The 19,549-nt window shown below is 67.7% G+C and carries 22 protein-coding genes and 1 pseudogene; 8 read left to right on the top strand and 15 right to left on the bottom strand.

Features of this window, described 5'->3' with window-relative positions; translation table 11 throughout:
- Positions 1–707 precede the first annotated feature (707 nt).
- The 4 genes from OG218_RS00875 to OG218_RS00860 all read right to left on the bottom strand — a co-directional run bounded on the left by OG218_RS00875 (position 708) and on the right by OG218_RS00860 (position 3,809).
- Positions 708–854 (bottom strand): hypothetical protein, encoded by a 147-nt coding sequence (locus OG218_RS00875; protein WP_328291318.1) that lies wholly within the window; start codon positions 852–854, stop codon positions 708–710.
- A gap of 36 nt (positions 855–890) precedes the next feature.
- Positions 891–1,265: a hypothetical protein gene (locus tag OG218_RS00870; RefSeq protein WP_328291317.1), complete on the bottom strand. Its 375-nt coding sequence runs from the start codon at positions 1,263–1,265 to the stop codon at positions 891–893.
- 188 nt (positions 1,266–1,453) lie between these two features.
- Entirely contained in the window at positions 1,454–2,248 is a 795-nt protein-coding gene (locus OG218_RS00865; protein WP_328291316.1) for a tyrosine-type recombinase/integrase, read from the bottom strand.
- Positions 2,249–2,699: 451 nt separating this feature from the next.
- Positions 2,700–3,809, bottom strand: a complete 1,110-nt coding sequence (locus OG218_RS00860; protein WP_328291315.1) for a tyrosine-type recombinase/integrase — start codon at positions 3,807–3,809, stop codon at positions 2,700–2,702.
- Between the two features lie 246 nt (positions 3,810–4,055).
- Here OG218_RS00860 and OG218_RS00855 point away from each other — a divergent pair, with 246 nt between their 5' ends.
- Together OG218_RS00855 and OG218_RS00850 are read left to right on the top strand one after the other, a co-directional pair.
- Positions 4,056–4,754: an HAD family hydrolase gene (locus OG218_RS00855; RefSeq protein WP_328291314.1), complete on the top strand. Its 699-nt coding sequence runs from the start codon at positions 4,056–4,058 to the stop codon at positions 4,752–4,754.
- A gap of 609 nt (positions 4,755–5,363) precedes the next feature.
- A complete protein-coding gene (locus OG218_RS00850; protein ID WP_328291313.1) occupies positions 5,364–6,239 on the top strand; it encodes an alpha/beta fold hydrolase in 876 nt (291 codons plus the stop codon).
- Between the two features lie 50 nt (positions 6,240–6,289).
- Here OG218_RS00850 and OG218_RS00845 read toward each other — a convergent pair whose 3' ends face one another.
- The 3 genes from OG218_RS00845 to OG218_RS00840 all read right to left on the bottom strand — a co-directional run bounded on the left by OG218_RS00845 (position 6,290) and on the right by OG218_RS00840 (position 7,687).
- Positions 6,290–7,015: an ASCH domain-containing protein gene (locus OG218_RS00845; RefSeq protein WP_328291312.1), complete on the bottom strand. Its 726-nt coding sequence runs from the start codon at positions 7,013–7,015 to the stop codon at positions 6,290–6,292.
- A gap of 66 nt (positions 7,016–7,081) precedes the next feature.
- Entirely contained in the window at positions 7,082–7,462 is a 381-nt protein-coding gene (locus tag OG218_RS26485) for a GNAT family N-acetyltransferase (RefSeq protein ID WP_442906442.1), read from the bottom strand.
- A gap of 12 nt (positions 7,463–7,474) precedes the next feature.
- Positions 7,475–7,687, bottom strand: a complete 213-nt coding sequence (locus OG218_RS00840; RefSeq protein WP_328291311.1) for a GNAT family N-acetyltransferase — start codon at positions 7,685–7,687, stop codon at positions 7,475–7,477.
- 195 nt (positions 7,688–7,882) lie between these two features.
- On the opposite strand from OG218_RS00840, the gene OG218_RS00835 reads away from it, so the two are divergent.
- Positions 7,883–8,377, top strand: coding sequence for an NUDIX domain-containing protein (locus tag OG218_RS00835; protein ID WP_328291310.1), 495 nt, complete (start codon positions 7,883–7,885; stop codon positions 8,375–8,377).
- Between the two features lie 68 nt (positions 8,378–8,445).
- Here OG218_RS00835 and OG218_RS00830 read toward each other — a convergent pair whose 3' ends face one another.
- The gene (locus OG218_RS00830) at positions 8,446–9,480 is read right to left on the bottom strand and encodes an aminoglycoside phosphotransferase (RefSeq protein ID WP_328291309.1); all 1,035 of its coding nucleotides are present in this window, start codon (positions 9,478–9,480) and stop codon (positions 8,446–8,448) included.
- 630 nt (positions 9,481–10,110) lie between these two features.
- Here OG218_RS00830 and OG218_RS00825 point away from each other — a divergent pair.
- Positions 10,111–10,407, top strand: a complete 297-nt coding sequence (locus OG218_RS00825) for a hypothetical protein (protein WP_328291308.1) — start codon at positions 10,111–10,113, stop codon at positions 10,405–10,407.
- Between the two features lie 204 nt (positions 10,408–10,611).
- Here the strand turns inward: OG218_RS00825 and OG218_RS26480 are convergent, their stop codons facing one another.
- Positions 10,612–10,926 carry a helix-turn-helix domain-containing protein gene (locus OG218_RS26480; RefSeq protein ID WP_442906441.1) on the bottom strand — a complete coding sequence of 105 codons (315 nt, stop codon included), beginning with the start codon at positions 10,924–10,926 and terminating at the stop codon, positions 10,612–10,614.
- Between the two features lie 204 nt (positions 10,927–11,130).
- Here OG218_RS26480 and OG218_RS00820 point away from each other — a divergent pair, with 204 nt between their 5' ends.
- The 3 genes from OG218_RS00820 (at position 11,131) to OG218_RS00810 (ending at position 12,849) form a co-directional block, all read left to right on the top strand.
- Entirely contained in the window at positions 11,131–11,343 is a 213-nt protein-coding gene (locus tag OG218_RS00820) for a hypothetical protein (RefSeq protein ID WP_328291307.1), read from the top strand.
- The gene (locus tag OG218_RS00815; protein ID WP_328291306.1) at positions 11,340–11,708 is read left to right on the top strand and encodes a hypothetical protein; all 369 of its coding nucleotides are present in this window, start codon (positions 11,340–11,342) and stop codon (positions 11,706–11,708) included. Before OG218_RS00820 ends, OG218_RS00815 begins: the two co-directional genes overlap by 4 nt.
- 154 nt (positions 11,709–11,862) lie before the next feature.
- A complete protein-coding gene (locus OG218_RS00810; RefSeq protein WP_328291305.1) occupies positions 11,863–12,849 on the top strand; it encodes a hypothetical protein in 987 nt (328 codons plus the stop codon).
- Positions 12,850–12,913: 64 nt separating this feature from the next.
- Here the strand turns inward: OG218_RS00810 and OG218_RS00805 are convergent, their stop codons facing one another.
- Positions 12,914–13,522, bottom strand: a complete 609-nt coding sequence (locus tag OG218_RS00805) for a hypothetical protein (protein WP_328291304.1) — start codon at positions 13,520–13,522, stop codon at positions 12,914–12,916.
- Positions 13,523–14,062: 540 nt separating this feature from the next.
- On the opposite strand from OG218_RS00805, the gene OG218_RS00800 reads away from it, so the two are divergent.
- Positions 14,063–14,491, top strand: a complete 429-nt coding sequence (locus OG218_RS00800; RefSeq protein ID WP_328291303.1) for a hypothetical protein — start codon at positions 14,063–14,065, stop codon at positions 14,489–14,491.
- Here OG218_RS00800 and OG218_RS00795 read toward each other — a convergent pair.
- The 5 genes and pseudogenes from OG218_RS00795 to OG218_RS00775 form a co-directional block, all read right to left on the bottom strand.
- Positions 14,472–14,990: a hypothetical protein gene (locus OG218_RS00795; protein WP_328291302.1), complete on the bottom strand. Its 519-nt coding sequence runs from the start codon at positions 14,988–14,990 to the stop codon at positions 14,472–14,474. The two genes, OG218_RS00800 and OG218_RS00795, sit on opposite strands and share 20 nt — an antisense overlap.
- 333 nt (positions 14,991–15,323) lie before the next feature.
- Positions 15,324–15,944 (bottom strand): annotated as a pseudogene (locus OG218_RS00790) (ISAs1 family transposase); the annotation flags it as partial.
- A 138-nt stretch (positions 15,945–16,082) separates the two neighbouring features.
- On the bottom strand, positions 16,083–17,411 hold the full coding sequence (locus tag OG218_RS00785; RefSeq protein WP_328291248.1) for an IS1380 family transposase: 1,329 nt from the start codon (positions 17,409–17,411) through the stop codon (positions 16,083–16,085).
- Between the two features lie 114 nt (positions 17,412–17,525).
- The gene (locus tag OG218_RS00780) at positions 17,526–18,152 is read right to left on the bottom strand and encodes an ISAs1 family transposase (protein ID WP_328291301.1); all 627 of its coding nucleotides are present in this window, start codon (positions 18,150–18,152) and stop codon (positions 17,526–17,528) included.
- A 313-nt stretch (positions 18,153–18,465) separates the two neighbouring features.
- Positions 18,466–19,497, bottom strand: coding sequence for a LacI family DNA-binding transcriptional regulator (locus OG218_RS00775; RefSeq protein ID WP_328291300.1), 1,032 nt, complete (start codon positions 19,495–19,497; stop codon positions 18,466–18,468).
- Between the last annotated feature and the right edge of the window lie 52 nt (positions 19,498–19,549).

Here is a 19,549-nt window from a genome sequence, read left to right as displayed (position 1 = left end):
ACAGCGGTCGTGACCTTCGGGTTGGGCTGGGTCGTCGCCGCAGTGTTCGGAGTGCCGACTTCGGATCGCTGGAGTCGCGCTGGTGGGGTGGCGGTGTCAGCCACCTTCATCGCGGCGGTCACCCCGTGGATTCGTCGCCGACAGTCGGGACGGGAAACGTCTCGAGGCAAGATCTTGTGTGGTGTAAGCGTCGTGGAGGGCATCGTCCCCGGTGTGGGAGCTCGCTGGACGATGGGTCACGTGACCTTGACGAGCGGTCACGTCGACCTCGATCGAAGTCGGTTCGCCTCTCAGCGGAGACAAGACAGGACCATCTCTTTCATGGTGTCCAGCCATACGCGTCCACGTGATCCCACATTCCGGGAGTCGTTGCGGGTGGGTACAGACGCACGCATCGTCGACCTCGTCACGACCAGTGGGGCGCGGGTGCGCTTGGCTGTGGTCTTGCCTGCATCATTAGGGCCCGTGTTGGCCGCGCTGGACGCCTGACGCTGACGCTGACGAAGCGCGACCAGCGCGGGATGACCGTGAGGTCGCCCGGTCGGCTCATCGTCGTTAGATGGCGCTGGCATTCGCGTGGGAGTCCAGGATCATGACGGTGTGATCTGGATGCTGTGGCTGGTGCCGGCGGCTCTCTTCTCGGCCCTCTCCGCCTGGATGCACGCTCGGCCTGCTCCAGAGCGAGCCTCGTGGGAAAGGGACCCACGTCAGCACGGCTGGCCCAGAGTCTTCGACGTCGCGGCTCTGGCCTTCATCACGATGGCCGGCGTCGCATCGGCTGATTCGACGCTGCCCTTCTGGGCTCGGCTGGCGATCATCTTGGTGGTCGCGGTCGTGCCGTACCAGGTGGTCACCGCTGTGGTGAGGCGTAGCGGTGGCAGGTCGGTCAGCTAGGCGTCCGCGCCGATCTTGATTCGGGGTGCCACCACCAGCGTCAGGCCCAGCAGTCCATAGCCGATTGCGCCGCCAGCGAGGGCGTCGTGGTCCCAGGTGGCGGCCGTGGTGGTGACGAAGCTGCCATCACGCAGGAACCAGTCGCAGCGCACCCCCATGGGGAACCACTCCCAGTGCTGGCGGACGTCGACGCCGCGCTCGAGGACACGCTGTTCAAGGGGGACACGCGGGCTGACGCCCTTGTAGATGCAGAAGTCGCTCTCGATGCCGAAGAGGTCGGCCTGAAAGAACAGCAACGGCAGCGCTAAGGGGGCGGTGAGGATCATGAACCCGCCGATCAGGCGGCAGATCAGGGTCGAGCCGTCGGGCACGTGCTGCTCCTGGGCGGTGAGAGGGGTGCGGAGGCTCGAACTGTCGAGGTACTTTCAGCATCGGCGGGTGCCGAGCTCAGCCCGATTCGTTGATCAACTTCTCCACAGGACCACCACCCGCAGGAGCCCACAACGACTCCGTGACCACTCGGACATCGACATTATGTGGGTGATCGGTGTCAAGGGACTCAGGACGCGGACTGGTCGAGGTCGCCGAGGAGACCCGCGAAGAGCTCCTGACGGGCCGGTTGATCATGCTCGGCGGCGTGGTCGTGCTGAGCCTGCAAGGTCGGGCGGAAGGCGATCGAGGTCTGGAAGAAGGTGCAGGTTTCGCAGACCGATTCGAAGGTGCAGTCCAAGGCCGGAGGTCGAGTGCAGAACCCGTTGCCGAGCATCCGCTGGTGCATCTCGCGGTGCAGGCGGGCCATCTCCGGACCAGCGGCGCTCGAGGGCAGAGCGGCGTCGGGGTCGCTGGTGTAAAGGGCTTCGACTTTCTCGGTGACGGCGAAGTACTCATCGGCGACGGTCCGGTTGGCGATCTTCGCGTAGCGCAGGGTCATGTCCATCGAGTGGTGCCCCAGCATCGCGGCGATGGCTTCGAGGCTCATGCCGCGGTTAATGGCCTGGGTGGCGAGGGTGTGGCGCATCTGGTGGGGGTGGACGTGGCCGATGCCCGCCGCGGTGGCGGCGTTGTTCAGGCAGCGGGTGACGCCGTGGCGATCCATCGGTTTGCCGTTCTCCCGCGGTAGCAGCAGCGGGTTGGTCGGGTCGACGAAACGGTCGCGGTAATCGGCGATGAGGTCGACGAGTTGCGGGTGCAGGGGAATGTAGCGGTCGTCGAGGAGTTTGCCGACGGGAACGTGCAACCAGTGCCCGGCGCCGATCTGGCGGACGGCGTCGCGGCGCAGTCTGGTGAACTCCCCGACGCGCAGGCCGGTGCGGAGGAGGACCTCGCAGACCACTCGACCCAGCTGCCGTTTCAATCCTTGAGCGGCGCGCAGGAACTTCGCGGCGTTGGCGTCATCGAGGGCCTTGGGGAGGGGTTGCTCCTGGCGGGGCAGGTCGCCGAAGAGGATGGGGACGGTGGGTGGGGCCTCGGGCCAGCCCCAGTCGTGGATGCGGATGAAAAAGGTGCGTAGGTTGCCCAGGCGGTGGGCTCGGGTGTTGACGCTGACGGGCCGGCCTCGCTGGCCGATGCGAGCCAGGGCTTGTAATCCTCGATGTGAGTTCGTCGCACGTCGGTGAGGGTGCTGATCTCGGGGTGCTGCTGGATGAGGAACTGGGCGAAGCAGCGCAGGGCGCGGTCGGCGTTGACGACACTACCGGGACGCAGCGTGGTGGCAACCTGAACCAGGTAGGAACGCATCGGTGGGGCCAGTTGTACTGCAGCGGTGTCAATCTCACCCCAAGTGAGAATCAGGTCTTGAGTGCTCATCACCGACTCCGCAATGCTGAAGTGATCGAACGGACGGGCACCGGCGCGGGGTGGTTGCCGAAGGCTTGAGCGTCGATGGCTTCAGCAGCGCGGCGATACTGACCGGCCAGCCAGTCATCACCGAGGTGGAGGTAGATGCGGGTGGATTCGATGGAGGCGTGCCCGGCCTGGGCCTGGATGGCCTCCAGAGCCATGCCGGCTTCGCGCAGTCGGGTCAGGCAGGTGTGACGCAGTTGGTGGCAGGTGGCGTGCTGCAGTCCGGCGCGCCGCCGGGCTCCGTCGAGGACCTCATCAAGTCCGGAGGCCGACAGCGGCTGCCCGCGTCGGGGGCCCTTCAGGACGCAGAAGACGTGACCGTGCCCGAGCCGGTCGGCTTCCTCCGGTCGCTCCAGGCTGAGGTAGTCGCCCAGCAGGGTGAAGAAACGTTTCGAGATCGGGACCTGGCGTTGGTGTCCTCCTTTGCCCTCGGCGATGAACACCCGCCGTTGGCTAACGTGGAGGTCTTCCATCCGCAGGCGCAGGACTTCGCAACGGCGCAAGCCTCCGAGCAGCATCGCGGCGACCATGGCCCGGTCTCGGTGGGTGCGTAGCGCCGTGGTGAGGGCGGCGGCTTCGTCGGGGTTCAGGATGGTCGGCAGCGTCCGTGGGGAACGGATCAGTGGGGTTCCCGACCCGCGGCTGCTGTGGGGGTGGTCGCGTTCGCGCCGTGTTGGCAGACCACGCGGAACGGGGTTGGCGTTGACGTCGCCGCGGGCGAGGAGGAAGGCGTAGAGGCCGTAGATGCTGGAGAGGCGTCGGCGCACGGTTCGGGCGCTGACCGCTGCGGGCGCGTCGTCGACGACGGCGACCACGAGGTTGCTGGATTGGTCGGAACCGGTGCGTTGGGCGGTGATGAATGCCAGTACGTCGGCGGCGGTGACCTCCGCCGGGGTCTTGGCGATGAGGGTGAAGAAGATCTTCAGGTCGTAGCCGGCGGCGAGGACGCTGTTGGGTCGGCAGCGTGCGGTGAGGAAGTCGAGGTAGGCGTCCAGCCAGGGCTCACCGAGGCGCACGGCGGGCAGTCCGGAGGGCATCGGGGTCTGGGTCAGTTGAAGATCAGGGACGGTCATGGGGTGCCTCCATGCTGAGGACTCGAGCCCATCTGGGCTCAGACCGGAGAGTGGCCTCCGATCACCCACATATCAAGCAGATCCGGTCGGCGTCGACCCGGGCCGACCACGCACACCGCGGGATGACCGTGCGCCCGAGCACCGCGGGATGACCGTGAAGTCGTCAGAACATGGCTGTCCAGCCACCGGCTCGAAGACGAACCGGCCGTGCAGCACCCACCGAAGCGCTGTCCTACCGTTCTCTCCGTGGACGTGCTCCTGATCGACCTCGACGACACGCTCATCCCGGACGCAGCCGCCCGTGATCAGGCCATGAGCTCCACACTCGCGGCCTTCGCGGCGACGACGCGCTTGCCTGACGTGTGGCGCGTTGTCCGCGGTGAATGGCAGGCCAGCGGGCTGAGGAGCACCCCGGCCTTGGTCGGCGTCAGCTCCTGGGAAGCCCTGTGGACCGACTTCCGAGCTGCAGTACCCGACCTGACGACGCAGCTCGCTGGTGATGACTACCAGGCCAGGGTCTGGAACCGCATCCTTCCCGAGGAGGACTCGGCGGTAGTCGGCGCGAGCTTCCGCGGTACCCGCGAGCAGCTGGTCCGCACCTTCGACTGGGCGCCGGCCGCCTTGAGCAGTTGGGCGAGGACGCACGACCTCTGGTGCGTCACGAACGGCTCGTCGTGGTTGCAGCGGCGCAAGCTCCAGCTGGCTGGACTCGGGCCGACCTTCCGCGATGTGGTGATCTCAGGTGAAGTCGGCGCGGAGAAGTCAGAGCTCCGCTTCCATGACGAGGTCGCTTCACGGTCGGCTCGACTCGGGGTGCAGCCAGTCGCGGTCATCGGGGACTCAGCCACCTCAGACGGGGCGCTGGCGTCGGCCCTGCAGGTGCGCTACGTCCAGGTGGCAGCCGGGACCGACCCATCGAGTGACTTCCACCCGCCGTCCCGGTAGTAAGGGATGGACTCCTGAACCACTGATCCGTGATCGTGACCAACGAAAGCAGCCCCAGCCACCGCGGCGTACGGGCGCGACCAGCGGGATGACCGTGACGTCGTGCGTCGCGGCCGGCGTCCTGAGTGCGCGTTTGGGTGGGCTAAGCGGGATCGACCCTGCTGATCACTGGCCGACTCCTAGAGTGCTGACGTGTCGCAGCCTGCTGGGCGTTTGGCCCGCACCTTGATCTACCTGGGCCTCGCGCGTCCCGCCGACGCCTCTTTGCAGGCTCCGTCACGTCGTGAAGTCGCCCGGTCGGGGGCGGCGACTGCCGTGGGTGCTGCTGTGGTCGCCGTCGCGGGCTGGTGGCTCGGCTGGGTGGACGGTGGCACCGCCATCGCTCTTGCTCCTCTGATAACCGTGTTGAATTTTCTGTCGCCTTACGCGGCCCGCTGGGGGCAGAGGGTCAGGTCTTGGCGCGGCCGCGATTGATCGTGGCGTGGATGCCGCGCACCGACGCGCGCTCGTCGTTAGGGCCGCGACATCTCGGCCGCCGGGGAGAGTACGCGCACCGCGGGATGACCGTGAGGTCGCGGCTCGGTGGTAGGTGGCCGTTACGGTGCCTGCATGGTGGGTGTACGCGAACGGTTCGTAGCGGCCGGGCCGCTACGCATCTGGAGCGAAGCGGTCGGTGATCCCGAGCTTCCCGCCGTCCTGATGGTCGCCGGATCGGCTGCTCAAGGGATCAGCTGGCCCGACGCCCTGGTCGACCGGCTGGTCCAGCGTGGGGTCCAGGTCATCCGGTTCGACCACCGAGACACCGGCCACTCCAGCGTCGTCGACTTCGACGCCCACCCCTACACGATCGGGGACATGGCCCGGGACTGTCTCGCCGTGCTGGACGGTCACGGCGTGGATACCGCCCACGTGGCCGGGACCTCCCTGGGCGGCATGATCGCGCAGTGGTTGGCGGTGCACGCCCCGCACCGGGTCCGTTCCCTGACGGTGATGTCCAGCTCGCTGATGGGTCACGACCCGAGCGCGGTGTGGGCGCGGGCACAGGTTGGGGAGCCGGTCGACCCTGATGACCTGCCGCCCCCGTCGCCGGCCTACCTCACGCACCTGGCTGCGGAGCTGCCAGCGGGTATCGAGTCTGATGTGGCGCTGTTTCGAGTCTTCAACGGCCCGGTACGCCCGTTCGACGAGAAGGCCGCCCGTTCGATGCTGGAGCTGGCGATGTCGCGGGCCACCGATCCTGCGGCGGCTGCCCACCACCACCGGGCCGTGTGGCTGGATGACCCCAGCTTGCTCGCCCCGCTGTCGTCGATCACTGCGGTGACCTCGATCGTCCACGGGGACCAGGACCCGATCTACCCGCTCGGTCACGGTGAGGCGTTGGCCGCGGCCATCCCCGGGGCGGTACTGCAGGTCGTGCCGGGCATGGGCCACGTCATGACCTCCCCGGGGCTGCCCGAGGAGGTCGCCGACCTGATCCGGCTCTGACACAGCAACCGCGCGGCCCGCGACATGACCGCGCAATGCCGCAGCTGCGGTCAGGTCGCGTCGACCTCGAAGTGGACGAAGACGACGTAGTCGTCGCTGGACAGGTCGGGGTAGTAGTCACGCAGGCCGGGAAGCACGCTGGCCGCGTCAGCGAAGCCGTCCTTTTGGGCCTCCGCGTCGCTGATGTCCTGGACGGTCTTGGCGACAGTGGAAGTGATCCGGCCCGCCAGGGTGACCTCGTCGTCGACGTCGCCGGACTCGAAGACCAGTAGCGCTGGGCCGACCTGCGCCGGGTCGTTGAAACGCAGGGTGACGCGCTTGCTGCCGTTGCGGACCGCCGGCAGGTGAGAGGCGCGGAAGCGCAGACGCTGGGTCTGCTGCGCCTGCCAGCGGTAGGTGTGGGGCAGCAGGTCGTCGCCCGTCACCACGCGCGGACCATCGGGGCCGGGAAGGACGACGGAAATGGCTTGGTAGTAGTCCACCAGGACCTGCCGGTCTCGTCCGCAGGGGGCGAGCACACCGCGGTTGTCGTCGCCGACGGCGACGATGAGGCGGGGAGCTCGAGCGCCGGCGGCACGGGCGTTGGCCAAAGCGACGAGCTCGGCGCAGGGCCCACCGGTGAAGTGGTACAGGTTCAACCCGAGGTGGACGCGGGCATCCTCGTCCAGGACGGCCGCGGCGACGGTGTGAACGTTGCTGTCACCGTGCTCGCGGATGGCGGCGCGAGCAACCGCGATGAGCATCGTCACGGCAGCGTCGTTCACCGGCTGGTTCATCACCGGGGCAGCGTAGAGGCGAGTTGCCAGGGCGCGACGAGGTTCTGGACCGTGAGGTCGTGACTGTCAGGCGGTGAGTGCACGTACCTGGTCTTCGCTCAGTCCGCGGTCGGCGTAGAGCAGCAGTTCCGCCGTCGGGTCGGGGTCTTTGGCATCCGGACCTCGACAGACCGTGCGCAGTCCGGTGCGCTCTACGGCTCGTCGCGATCGGGGGTTGCCGGCCGCGACCACAGCGATGACGGGAAGGTCAGGGTGCAGCGCGTGCGCGCACCGGCGTCCTGCTGCGGTGACCTCCTGGGCGTACCCCTGCCCCCACGCCTGGGGCCGCAGCACGAAGGCCGTGTTCCACACGGTGGTCGTGCCCGACGTGTACAGGCTGCAGCCACCGGAGCCGACCAGCTCACCGGCTCCAGGCCCGGTCCGGGCTCGCAGTACCCAGGGGCCGATGCCGTGCTCGTCCTAGCTCTCGGCCCAGCGCTGGACCCGGTCGCGGGTCTGTGCGGCGGAGGTGTGGCGCAGCAGCGGGTCATCGCGCCAGACCTGGGGGTCGGAGTACATCGTGAAGAGTTCAGCGACGTCGGCTTCGGTCGGTCGGCGTAGCGACAGCCTGGTCGTCGCGGTGTCGTCGAAGGGTTGGTCGACGTCGTGTCGATCGGTGCCGGGCTGTCCCACCACTGCATGATCGCAGTCCTGGACCATCCTCAGTTGCTTCCAAAGTCGGGTCCTGGACGCTGCTGGACCGCGTGGTCATCGGCACGATCGCGAGGTCGTCGACGTCCCGGCCAGCGGGATAACCGTGCGCTCTACGCGCCCGCAGAATGACCGTGAGGTCGTGCAGCCGTGTGCCGTCACCGGCATCCTGCACCGGTGACCTTCCAGGACAGCCACCTCGGCCGCCTACGCCGTCATGTCGGACACGACCTGCTCGTCAGCCCCGGCGCCCAGGTGCTGGTACTCGACGAGCACGACCACGTCCTGCTCCTGCGTCGCAGCGACACCGGCGAGTGGGCCCTACCTGCCGGGGCCTGCGAACCCGGCGACTCCTTCCGCACCAGCGCCGCCCGCGAACTGGCCGAAGAGACCGGCCTGCACCTCAACCCCGACGAGCTGGTTCCCTTCGCGAGCATCTCCACTGCCAAGGTCCACACCATCCGCTACCCCAACGGCGACGTCGTGCACGCCTTCGCCTTGTGCTTCTGGGCCCGAGCCGGCAACCACACTCCTCTCGGCGGCGATGGTGAGGGGACCGACTTCACCTGGTCGCCCCTGGACCAGCTCGCCGTGCCGGCGTTCGCGGTGACCGCCGAAGCGGTCAGGCTCTACCTCCGGTACCGAGACACAGGCCTGTTCCAGGCTGACTGACCGGCTCGGGCCGCGGCCTGTGCGAGGTAGGCCGCATCACGCGCACCGCGGGATGACCGTGCGGTCGTTTAGCCGGCCAGGTCGAGTGCCTCCTCGCACCAGCCGACCAGGTGCGACAGTGCGACCCCACGCTGGCGGTAGAGGTGCTCGGCGTCGACGCGCTGGTGGTAGGCGTCGTGCTCGGTGTCGGTGGCCTTCTGCAACAGCAGGGGCAGCAGCCACGTGTACTTCACGCAGGAGGCCACCACTCCGAGCCGGGCCTCGCGTTCGGTGCCGTCCCAGCCGCCGGCGTGTAGCCCGTCAAGGTAGGTGGGCCAGCACGCTGCTTCCAGCTCCGCGAGGCGCTCGGCAGGCCAGAAGAGGTCGAAGACCGCGTCGGGCAGGTAGTTGCCCAGGTCCTCTCCGACGGCACCGTCGCCGGCGAAGGCCCAGTCCAGCAGGACGACCTCGCCGCTGGGTCGTCGGATGACGTTGGAGACCCAGGCATCGAGGTGGCAGAGGGTACGGGGTAGGGCCTCCATCACGCCGAGCAGGTCCTCGCGGTGGGTCAGCAATCGCGCCCACCCGGCCCGCAGGTCAGAAGGCCAGGTATCGGCGATGAGGGGCTGGGCCCACGCCGCGTCGTCGTCGACCAGGGCGAGGTCGCCGGGGCGGCTGGATGAGTAGGCCCGCAGGAATCCACGTGAGGCCCACGCCGGTGCGGGCTGTAAGGGACGGGCCTGCCAACGGCCCAGGCCGGCGGCGGTGGCCATGTGGTCGGCGAGGGTGAAGTCGGCGCCGGCGGTGCCGCGCACGTCTTCCAGCCACAGGTCGGTGCTTTGCTGGTTGGGCTGGACCTCGGCGGTGGGTAGGTCCAGGCCGGTGCCGGTCAAGGATGCTCGCAGTCGTGGGTCGGTGTAGACCTCAGCCTCGCGGGCCCAGTAGTTCCAGTCGCTGGGTGTGGTGGAGGCGGTCCAGTGCGCGGGTGCGGTGGGAACGGTTCCGGCCTGTCGTAGCTGCTTGTGGACCTGGGTGCTGCCGTCGGAGGCGTGGACGCGTTCGACGGTGCCGGTGGTGGCGTTGTTGGGGTTGAACCTCAGCGTTCCGTGCTGCTGGGAGGACATGGCTGCGATCTTGGCAGGAGAGGCAGCTGTGTCGGCGCCAGAGCAGTCCACGAGAACCACCGGACAGCGCGGCCATCGCCATGATCGCGAGGTCGCGGCAGGAGCCTGCTGATCCGTACGTGCACAGGGCGACCAGGCGGGTTCGTCGGGGGCGAACATCTTTCACGATGACTGAGGAAGTCTCAGGTAGTCCGACAGTTACTCATGACTGCTACCGAAGCGATCAACTGGCTTTCGGTGCAGCTCAGAAACGTTCGCGACCGTTTTGAGGGGTTGGGAACTCCGGTGTCTTCGCACAACCACGCCCGGGTAGGGCCCGGGGTTGCTGTCGTCATCGCCCAAGACCCAGCACAGGGCCGCGGCCGGCCGCTCGTCAGCACCGGGGCGGGCCGCGGCCTGGGCGTGGGCGAGCTGGCGCGCGCTCTCCTGAGCCTGGGCGCGATCCTGCTTCCAGTCCGAGTCGATGCGCGCGCGTTGCGTCCGTGAAGCTGTCCTCCCGCCACCTCCCCATGAGAACACTTGTTCGAAAAGGACGGGAATGGCTGACGTCCGTCCGTGCGCCCGGTCGTAGCCTGAGCTGGTGCCCGCCCTGCCCCTCATGCGCCCGGTCGAGCCCCGCGGGACGCAACGGTGATCGCGCGCGCGCTGGCCCGGCTCGACGGTGACGACCTGGTCCTGACGATGCGCGACGGGGCCGTGCACAGTCGCATTCCGGGCGACGACACGATGGACCCGGCCGAGGCGCTGGAGCGCATCAGCGAGGGCACCATGCCGATCCGGCTGCTCTGGAGCCACGATGAGCTCGACGAGGCCCTGGCCCGCGACGGGTGGTCGCGCGTAGGGGAGTGGCGATACGGCCCGTCGGCGGACGTCCAGCGCATCGACCGAATGTCCGCGACGGCTGCCAGTCAGCTAGCTGTCTGCTAGCAGATAGATAGTCAGGACGTCGGAGGAACCGGGCTGGGTACGGTGCGTCGTCCATCGCGGCGTGCGAGCTGGGTCACCCGCGGCTCAGTGACCCCCAGCAGGTGCGCGACGTCGCGGTTGGTGAGGCCGGCGTCCTGCAAGGCCACGGCCAGGCGCCGCCAACGGGCCGAGAACTCCTCTTGGTGAGCGGTGGCCTGCTCGACCTCACGCCGCACCTCCTCGACCCGCGCGGCGACGTCCCGCGGGTCTGGGTGGGGGTGTCCGCCGTCTGCGAGCGCCGTGGGGTTGGGGGTTGGGGGTTGGGGTGCTGGTGTGGGGGTCTGGGGTGTCGACGGCGGCGCGGGTGACGAGCTTGTCGACGGCGGCGCGGGAGATGCCGAGGGCTTTGGCGGTCTGGGTGGCGGTGAGTCCTTCGCTGCGCAGGGTGGCGGCGAGGTGGCGCCAGCGTCGGCGGGCTTGGTTGAGGGTGGTGGTGAGGGTGTCGTTCTCGCGGCGGGCGGCGGGGACTTCGGCGTGCAGGTGTGGGGGGCAGGGTGTCGGGGGGCAGGGTGTCGGGGGCTAGGGCGGCGCCGTGCCTGCCGGTCTCGACCAGGCTGACCCCGGTGAGAGCCTGGACCTCGTCGAGGTGCCTGACGTGGGGCATATGTCATCTCGCCGCGAAAACTGCTCTGCAAGTCTAGCCCCCCTTGACGGTTGCGGTCAAGGGGGGCTAGACTTACCCTTGTGACCAAGCCGCAGAAACGTCGCGACGTCGAGTCGGGGATGCTGAAGAACGGGTGTACGCCCCGCGCCGGGGCCAAGGGGCCCCACGACAAGTGGGACTGCCCCTGCGGTCAGCACACCGCCAACGTCCCTCGACACCGCGACATCTCACCCGGCGTCGTTGACGACATCGTGAAACGGCTGGCCTGCCTGCCGGAAGGATGGTTGAAGTGAAGACGATCGAAGTCACCGCCCGCCGCTGGGACGGGGGGTGGGAGTTGCACATCGCCGACCACGGCGTGACCCAGGTTCGACGCCTGACCGAGGCTGAGGAGATGGTGCGCGACTACCTGCGCCTGGACGACGTCGAGGGCGCGGAGACGGCGACGATCCGGGTCGTGGCCGAGATTCAGGGCATCACTCCTCGCGTCAACGACGTGAAGGAAAAAGCGGCTCGCGCTGCGGCCTTGCAGCTCGAAGCGGCGGCGGCTTCGCGATCGGTGGCCCGCGACCTTGTGGCGGCTGGTCTGACGGGTTCGGAGGTGGGGGTAGTGATGGGGATCAAGAAACAGCGCGTCTCGCAGCTGCTCAGAGGGTGACGTCGGGCGAGGGAGATGTCGAGCGGCTGGTGTCGAGTGGCTGGGTGAGGCACAGGGGGTCGCGTTGAGTAGATGGACCGATGTCGTCCACGTGGCGCAGAGGGCTGCGCGCGAGCTTGAGACGGCGATGTGGAGTGACCTGGACGAATCGGGGGTGGGCGGCTTCACCTGGTGGAGTGGCTACCCGCTGGGCGATGACGTTCGCGCTGACCTGTCGGACTACCTGGTAGGCGTCACCGGTTCCATCGCCGGGGTCCTCGAAGAGTTGGCCTGGAACATGAAGGACTACCAGGAAGCCTCCGCTAGCTTCGATCACTGGTTCCGCACCCGGCTTCGCGCCACCCGAGATGGGGTCCCGGACCTGGCACGTATGAATGAGGTCGAGAAAAACCGGGACGTCCGGCTGCGGACGAGCATGACGGGGTTCTACGTCGCCGCCTGCTCCCTGATGGACAACCTGGCCGCGGTGACCGTCGGCGTGCTGGGACTACGAACGTCGCTGCAGGGAGCCGACGCAGCGCTGCTGCGCCTGACCGAAACGTCACCGGACTACCCCCGCGCTACCGGCGAGGTGAACCGGAAGCTCCGCAAAGCCCTGATGCTGGAGAACGAGTCCGGAGCTGCCCTGCAGGAGGGCGCGTTGCGCGCGATCCGCAGGTCGGTTGAGCAGGCTGGCCCGAGCGACTGGTGGCAGTGGGTGGACGACATGCGCAACGTCCGGGCTCACCAGTCAAAGAGGCTGAATGCCCGGTTGATGCCCAAGACGGGGAAAAACGAGTTGCCGTACGCTGCCGAGTTGAGCCCCCGTCAGCCGCGCTACCTCGACACCTACGCGATGAGAGAGGCAACCGACGTCGGCGGGGCATGGCTGCTGGAGGATGCACGAACGACTATGCAGGGTGTCGCTGAGTCCTTGAACGCGGCAACCGTTGGCTGCCTCCTCGTCCTGAAGGCGGTGTGGAACGATCGTCGAGCGGCCCCCGGCCTCGTGGTCCAGCCGCCGGAGCAGTGGGCGGATGTGCGCCAGGTTCTGAGGTTCCCGGGGTACCGGCCCAAGCCGCTACAGCTGGATAAAAACTTGGAACTTGTGACCCACCCGAAGACCACCGTGCGGATGAGGTCAGGGCGCCTACTCGACTGATCCCAGACTTCTGCCGTAGGCTACAGGCGCAAACTTCCATAGCTTGCGAGTCAGCGACAAAGTATTAATCGGTTTCGGGATCGCGCGGCGTAGGCGACAGTGGTGGCGGTGCGGGCTGCCGAGTGCGGCGTCGTCGCCACCACCGGGTCGACTTCTGCTGGTCGTCTGCTACGTCCTGTGCTGTGAGGAGGTCGTTGTCTTCGCGGAACTGTCGCATCTTCTTCTCAAGGCGGGAAATCTTGAACCAGCCGATGAGGGACAGCGGAACGCCGACGAAGACGAGCGCTGGGAGTACGGTGACGATGGTCGGGAAGAAGACGAGGTTGACCAGCAGCCCCAGCAGTAGCAGGAGGCCGTAGCAGGTCAGCAGCACCCACAGCTCGAACCGGCTGCGCAAGTCAGGTGGTAGGGAGATTCGAGCGACGTAGCTGACCAGCTTCCGTTCGGCGTTGGCGATGACGAGGTCTCGGTGTGGGCCCTGATGCATCTTTTCGATGAGGTCTCGTTCATGCAGGATGCTTTGGCGTGCCCGTTTGTCCCACGGGTTCACCATCCGGGCGACGGTGATCGTGACGACACCGGTCGCGATGACTCCGACCAGAGCCAGGACTGGTGTCAGCCAGGTAGGTAGCGCCGCCGGGCCAGCACCTACCGCCGTCGCTGACGCCGTCATGGTCGCGCTCGTACTCGGGCCAAAGATCACAAGTTGTATTCAAGCGCCACCCCCAGACATATGCACCGACACGCTTACAGGGGTAGTCCGCGCAGCCAATCGCCAGGTACATGGCCAGTTGGCACGGAGGGTCGGCACGGAGGGTCGGCCCGTAGGGGTGCAGGAGCAGGTCGTCCTAACGTCGACCTCGACGCTGGGACCGCCCGCGCAGTGGCCGTCGATCGGTCCGCTGGCCTTGTGCATCAATGCCGGAGGTGCAGCTTCCCCAGTGCTAGCAGCTTGCTAACCGATCGGCCCCGTCTCAACACCTATGTCGGATGCAGGCCGCATGCTGACTCGGTGACGACGAAGCATCCTGAGCCGTCGAGCGGTCACGAGGCTCCCCGTTACGCCGTTGAGCGGCGCCCGTGGAGTCCTGGTCGTCCAGCACATGATGGTGTCCACGACGCGTCTCAGGAGGTATCGGCGCTCGCCGCCTCCGCTGCGGTGGCCCGCCCGGGACTTGGTGGTAGCGAAACGGGGACGTCGACAGGGTCATGGGTGCTGGTGCTGGTCGGTCTCCCGCTGTTGACCGTCGTGGTGGTCGGGCTGGCGTGGTGGCTGGTGCCGCTGCTGCTGGTGGATCCGGCCGGGTACACCACCACCGCCGCTGGGCGTGCGGTCGTCGACGTTCCGGAGCTGACGGCGGCGAAGACCGCGGTACGTGCTCCGTTGGGCATCGTGGCTGCCGCGTTGCTGGCGGTGATGACCGCTGGTGCGGGGGTGCTGGTCAATCACCGCACGACGGCGTTGACCCGCCGTGGTCAGGACCGGGCCGCTGAGCGGGACCTTGCTTCTCGGGAGCTGACCCGGCGGGCTCAGCACAATGACCGCTACGTCGCTGCTCACCCTTTGCGCAGTCGGGCTCCGAGGATGACCGAGGCGCTGGTCGGGGTGGTCGCGGTAAGGATCATCGCGTCAGGCCCTTGACCTTGGAGTACCCGTACCCGGCGCCTTGTTTCGTGTAGCCGTAGGTCTGCCGGATGGTGTCGTCGATGTCGACGGAGACCAGTTCGCCGGCATCAGGCAGCACCGGCGCCCCAGCACTGGTGGTCGCCGACTGCAGGTTTACGAGGAGTCGAGAGTTCACGGCGTCGAGCTGACGGACATGGACATGGACATGGACATGGACATGGCTGAACCTGCGCAGGAACGCCCCCAACGTCGACGGGGCCCGCAGTTCCAGCAGCAGCTTCTTGGTCCCGCCGTGACGCAGGAGGTCCATGTCGTCGATGCTGTCGGCGCCGGCGAGCATCCCGGCGACCAGAATGGCGATCTTCTCGCCCGGGTAGGCCGACCCGGCACCGGTCAGGGTCAGGTGCTGGCGGAGAAGGTCGAACATCTTGGCTTGCTTAGCCAGGCTTAACGCCGGGATGAGGCCGGCGTGGGCGAGGAGGTTCGGCTCGTCGAAGATGATCGAGGAGCCCATGTTGGAGGCGGGTAGGACGTGGGAGACTTGCATGTGGCGGGTGCCTTCCTGACAGACGACGTGGAACCGTAGAGAAGTCCCATCGTTGCAGGTCCGTAGGCACCCGCCGCCTCATGTCACCGTGTGGTCACCGACGACCACTGGCGGAATCAGGCTCAGTGATCACACCCGTCCCACCCGCCCGATCCAGCTGGAGATCGCTGAGGAGGTGCTGGAGTCCCTTCCGCGTTTGCGTGACGCGATCACCCGCCTGGCGTTGCAGGAGAGCGTTCCCCGACGGCCGCGGGTCCACGCAGTGGTACAGCGGTGGACCTGGCACCTCAGGGCCCAGGGTCACGGCAAGGTCGCGTTTGCGCAGGTCAGGAGCAGTACAAGCAGGGCTCCCGGACTACGAGCGTGGTGGCGTAACCCAGCAGCGATGTTCGACCAACCATCCAGTCGCAGCAGGCTGATAGCGGTGTTGCGCAAGGTCGCCATGACCTGGGGGCCACTTCCGGTCCGGACCTGGGAGCGGTCCTCATCGAAGGTCACATCGCGCACCCAGTGCACGCGGTTCTCGATCGTCCAGTGCGCGGTGACCCACCCGGCCAGGGTGGCCGGGGTCGCGGCCACGTAGTCGGCGGAGGTCAGGACGTAGACAACTTCTACGGTCTTCTTCTTCACTCCGTTCTTCTTGCGGGTCACGGTGCGGCGGATCTGAGCGATCTGGGTCGCGCCGGTGAAGTCGATCCAGGTCGGGACGGTCGTGACCTTGATTCCTCGGGTGGCGCGCCGACCGTGGGAGGTGTCGGTGCAGTGGTGGGCAGGGATCTTCGACCAGGGTAGTCTCGTACAGTCCCGGTAGAGGTTCGGTTGGTTCTTCTTGATGGTGAAGACGTAGTCTCCGCCGGCTTCGACGATGAGTTTTGCGGTGTCGGTCTGGGTGTGCAAAGCGTCGACGGTGACCACAACCCCAGTTAGCCTCGATCTTTCACCGTAGGGTTGTGCTGCGGCGTATTGAGGCGCTGACCTGGGGTTTCGTGCGTGGGCGTGGAGAAGCCCCGCGTCTTGTCGCGGTTTCCGAAGCTCCGGTTGTCGGGACGTTGATGACGGTCAGGGGCTGAGGTCGGCGAGTTGTCGGTGGGCGGTGAGGATCAGCCGAGCCCAGGGCCAAGACCGCGGAAGCCGCAGCAGGGTCCGCCGTCCGGTGCGGACGATGCGCCCCGCGACGGTGAGTAGTCTTAGACGCAGCCGTTTAGGTTCCCAGACCCGGGCCGCGGTGCCTGTGAGAGCCAGGTGCTGGGTCCAGGCGAGCAGGTCGTTGGCCAACGCGACGATCTCAAGCCAGATCTCGTTAGCGGCGAACCCTTGCAGGGGCAGGTTGCGCAAGCCGGTGTCCTTGACGCAGCGGATCCGGTCCTCGGCCCGCGCCCGTAGCCGGTGGGTCAATTCGTGGTCGGCGACTCGCCCGCCGGGGACGTTGGTGGCGAAGACGGTGATGCGCCAGCCGTCCGCGTCGGTGATGCGCAGCTGGGCTCCCGGGTGCGGCCGTTCCCGGCGGGCGATGATCCGCATGCCCGGTGGCCAGGGACTCTTCGACGGGCGGACGTAGCGGGTCAGTTCGGCGACCTGGGCGCCATCACGAGCGGAGCCGTCTGGTTCGATGGCGGCCCGCCAGGCCCGCTTGGGGATCTGCGGCAAGGCGTCCAGGATCGGGTGATGCACGTACAGCCCAACTGAATACGCCAGTCCGGTGTCGTGCAGGTGACGGACGAACGCTTGGACTCCGGCGCCGGCGTCGCCACGGACCAGCACTCGGGGGCGTTCGTGCTCGGGCAGTTGCTGCAGTGCTTCGGTCAGGACAGCGATGTGGGCTGCGGCGTCGTTGGCGGTTGCCTTGCCAATGCGTAGTTGTCCGCCGACGTACTCCCCGGTTCCGCCGGGGCCGTGGTCGACGAACGCCAGCAGCGGGTGGAACCCGAACGTCCGTTTCCACGTTGCGGTGGCGCCTTCTTTCTCGGAGTGCGACGCGACGATGGTGGCGTCCAGGTCGATGATGATGTGCCCCTGCTGCGGGACCGGGGAAGCGGTGGACCAGACCTTCTCCCGTGCGGCGGCCCGGGCTCGACGCAGTGCCGTCAGGGCGGTCGGTGCGTCCTGGGCGAGTCTGGTGATCAGTCGCGAAACGGTCGGGTCGGAGGCGACGAGGCCGAAGAGTTCGGGTTGGGCGCGGACGACGCCGAGGTCGGCCAGGCAGTCACCGCCTAGGGCCACGGCAGTGGCCAGGTCGAGGATGATCTTGCCGGGATCGTGGATCGCCCACGGGCTGCGCCACGGTGCGAGCTCCCGGCTCAGGGCGGGGTCCAAGCCGCTGAACCTTGCGGTGTCGACCAGCAACGACGCGCCCGCGGAGGACAGTAGCGACTCGCCGTCTCCGGTCATGGTCAGTCGGTGGGGGCTGGGTTTAGTCTTCACTCACGAAGTGCCTCTCTGCGTGATGGCCATGGGCTCTCGACAAGCACCATGATCGACTGCAGAGCAGGCACTTCGCTGCATCTACGGCTCGTGTCGACTACCCGAGCTGAGATCGTCGTGAAAGATCGAGGTTAGGTCAAAGCTGGCGAGAAGTGTTCGGGCGGCCGGGATCTCATTCGTCTTGGCATCCACGGCAAGTTGGCCCAGGACGGTTCCGCTGTGGTGGTCGCACGCGGCGAGCAGGTGTGGTGCAGACCGGTCTGGGGTTCTGGCGCCGCGGACGGTCTTACCGTCCAGGGCGATGATCTTGCGGCCGGTGCTGTCGCGATAGGTTCGGGTCCATAGGTGGGCGCCGAGGGCGGCGTCGAGACGGTCGGCGTGGACGCCGGAGAGCACTCGCCGAAACGTTGAGGTTTCGGGGACGCCGTGGGTTTCGGCGGCGCCCAGAGCAACGAGAGTGCTGGTGTCTTGTGCGGCGGCCCATTCGGCGATGGCGACGTAGGAGCGAGAACCAGCGATGACGGCGGCCAGGCCCAGGGCGAGGACGCTAGCGAGAGGGTGACGTCGTCCGCGGGGGTCGCGAAAGTCGTCGATGCCGGCGAGCAGGGCCAGGAGGTCAGGTCGCTGCGGGTGCTCAGTGGTCTGGCTGTCGGCCTCATGGTCGATGGGGGTGCTGGTGTTGGGGCGTGCGGTCGGACAGGATGGCATCGACGGGTGTGGTCCTTGCTTGGCTGGTCTGGCGTCAGAACCTCCATCCAAGCTTTGGTGATCACACCCGTCCCATCCGCCACGCCGGTCCCATCGTAGTAAACCCGCAGGTCAGAGCCCCCGCGGCCGACCTTGCCGTCACCCTGCCTCAGGGCCGTATCCCGGTGTCCCTGGGGCCCGCGTGAACAAGGCCGGGCTGTGGCGGGTCTCTACGCGGCAGCTGCCGCTACGCCCGCCGACGCCTTCGGCGACATTAATGGATGCCTTCACCCGTTGTTGCGTAATGCTGCTCAGTTTAGTCGTCGCCAAAAACTTAAGCACTGGCACGCACGATGATCCGGGTAAAGCTGTAGTCTTCCACCTCGGGGCAAGGGCCGGTGCCCATTCCCGCCAGCAGCAGCGCCGTCACGTGCGTCGCCAGCGTGGCCGTGTCCAGCGCGACCGTCGTGAGCGGCGGGCGCGCCGAACGGGCCGAGGGGATGTCGTCCATCCCGATGACAGCCAGGTCGTCTGGGACCTTGAGGCCGCCGTCGTTCGCGGCGGACAGGACCGCCAGCGCGGCCTCGTCGTTGTAGGCGCAGACGGCCGTCACCCCCGCGTCGGCCCACGCGCGGACCACGGCCGTGGAGGCTTCCAGGTCCGAGCCGACCACACCGTGCAGCGGGGTCGGGAGCCCGTACTTCGCGCACACGTCGTGGACCCCCGCCTCGCGGAGTCGGGCGAGGTGGGTCAGCTGGACGGCCGGGTCGTCGTAGTTCGCGAACGCGAGGACGCTGTGCCCGGCCTTGACCAGGAACTCCGCCTGTTCAGCGCCCGCCCAGCGCCCCATGGTGTCCAGTGTGGCCCGGACCGGCAGCATGTCGACGGGGGAGGCGGAGTGCCGTCCCTCCTCGGTCCCCGCCATTCGCACGATCCCGGTCGAGGACCGGTGCAGGTCCTCGAGGTCCTCCGCGGGCAGATCGCCGATGACGACGACCCCCGCCGAGGACAGCGCCTGGTGCACCTCGGAGATGGGCTGTGCCCCCTGGCCGTGCAGGTGCAGGACGAACGTCAGGCCCTCGGCGGACAGCGTCTCGGTGAGGCTGTTGAGCATGTACCCGAGCACGACGCCGATCGGCGTCGTCGCCATGACGCCCAGCACGACGTCGCTGCGCCCGCGCCGCAGCGCCCGCGCCGCCGTCGAGGGGGAGTAGGCCAGTCGCTGCGCGGCGGCGAGGACCCGCTCGCGCGTCTGCTCCGGGATCTTCTGGTTCGGGGTGTCGTTCAGGACGTAGCTCACGGTGGCGCGAGAGACGCCGGCCTCCTGGGCGACGTCGGCGCTCGTAGCGCGTCGATGGTTGCGCATTCTCACCCTCCTGAGTGCTCCCGGGGACTTCCGAAACGATAGCCGTCCTCAG

The organism is Kineococcus sp. NBC_00420 (assembly GCF_036021035.1).
GTDB lineage: Bacteria > Actinomycetota > Actinomycetes > Actinomycetales > Kineococcaceae > Kineococcus.
Note: the sequence above shows the minus strand (reverse complement) of the source record. Positions and strands in the feature narration are given on the sequence as shown.

Bases quoted from the DNA above. Each gene is read 5' to 3' on its own strand.
- OG218_RS00845 (WP_328291312.1), bottom strand. From the start codon at position 7,015: ATGAACCAGCCGGTGAACGACGCTGCCGTGACGATGCTCATCGCGGTT.
- OG218_RS00775 (WP_328291300.1), bottom strand. From the start codon at position 19,497: ATGCGCAACCATCGACGCGCTACGAGCGCCGACGTCGCCCAGGAGGCC.
- OG218_RS00850 (WP_328291313.1), top strand. From the start codon at position 5,364: ATGGTGGGTGTACGCGAACGGTTCGTAGCGGCCGGGCCGCTACGCATC.
- OG218_RS00795 (WP_328291302.1), bottom strand. From the start codon at position 14,990: ATGGGCTCCTCGATCATCTTCGACGAGCCGAACCTCCTCGCCCACGCC.
- OG218_RS00780 (WP_328291301.1), bottom strand. From the start codon at position 18,152: ATGCCATCCTGTCCGACCGCACGCCCCAACACCAGCACCCCCATCGAC.
- OG218_RS00805 (WP_328291304.1), bottom strand. From the start codon at position 13,522: ATGACGGCGTCAGCGACGGCGGTAGGTGCTGGCCCGGCGGCGCTACCT.
- OG218_RS00860 (WP_328291315.1), bottom strand. From the start codon at position 3,809: ATGACCGTCCCTGATCTTCAACTGACCCAGACCCCGATGCCCTCCGGA.
- OG218_RS00785 (WP_328291248.1), bottom strand. From the start codon at position 17,411: ATGACCGGAGACGGCGAGTCGCTACTGTCCTCCGCGGGCGCGTCGTTG.
- OG218_RS00830 (WP_328291309.1), bottom strand. From the start codon at position 9,480: ATGTCCTCCCAGCAGCACGGAACGCTGAGGTTCAACCCCAACAACGCC.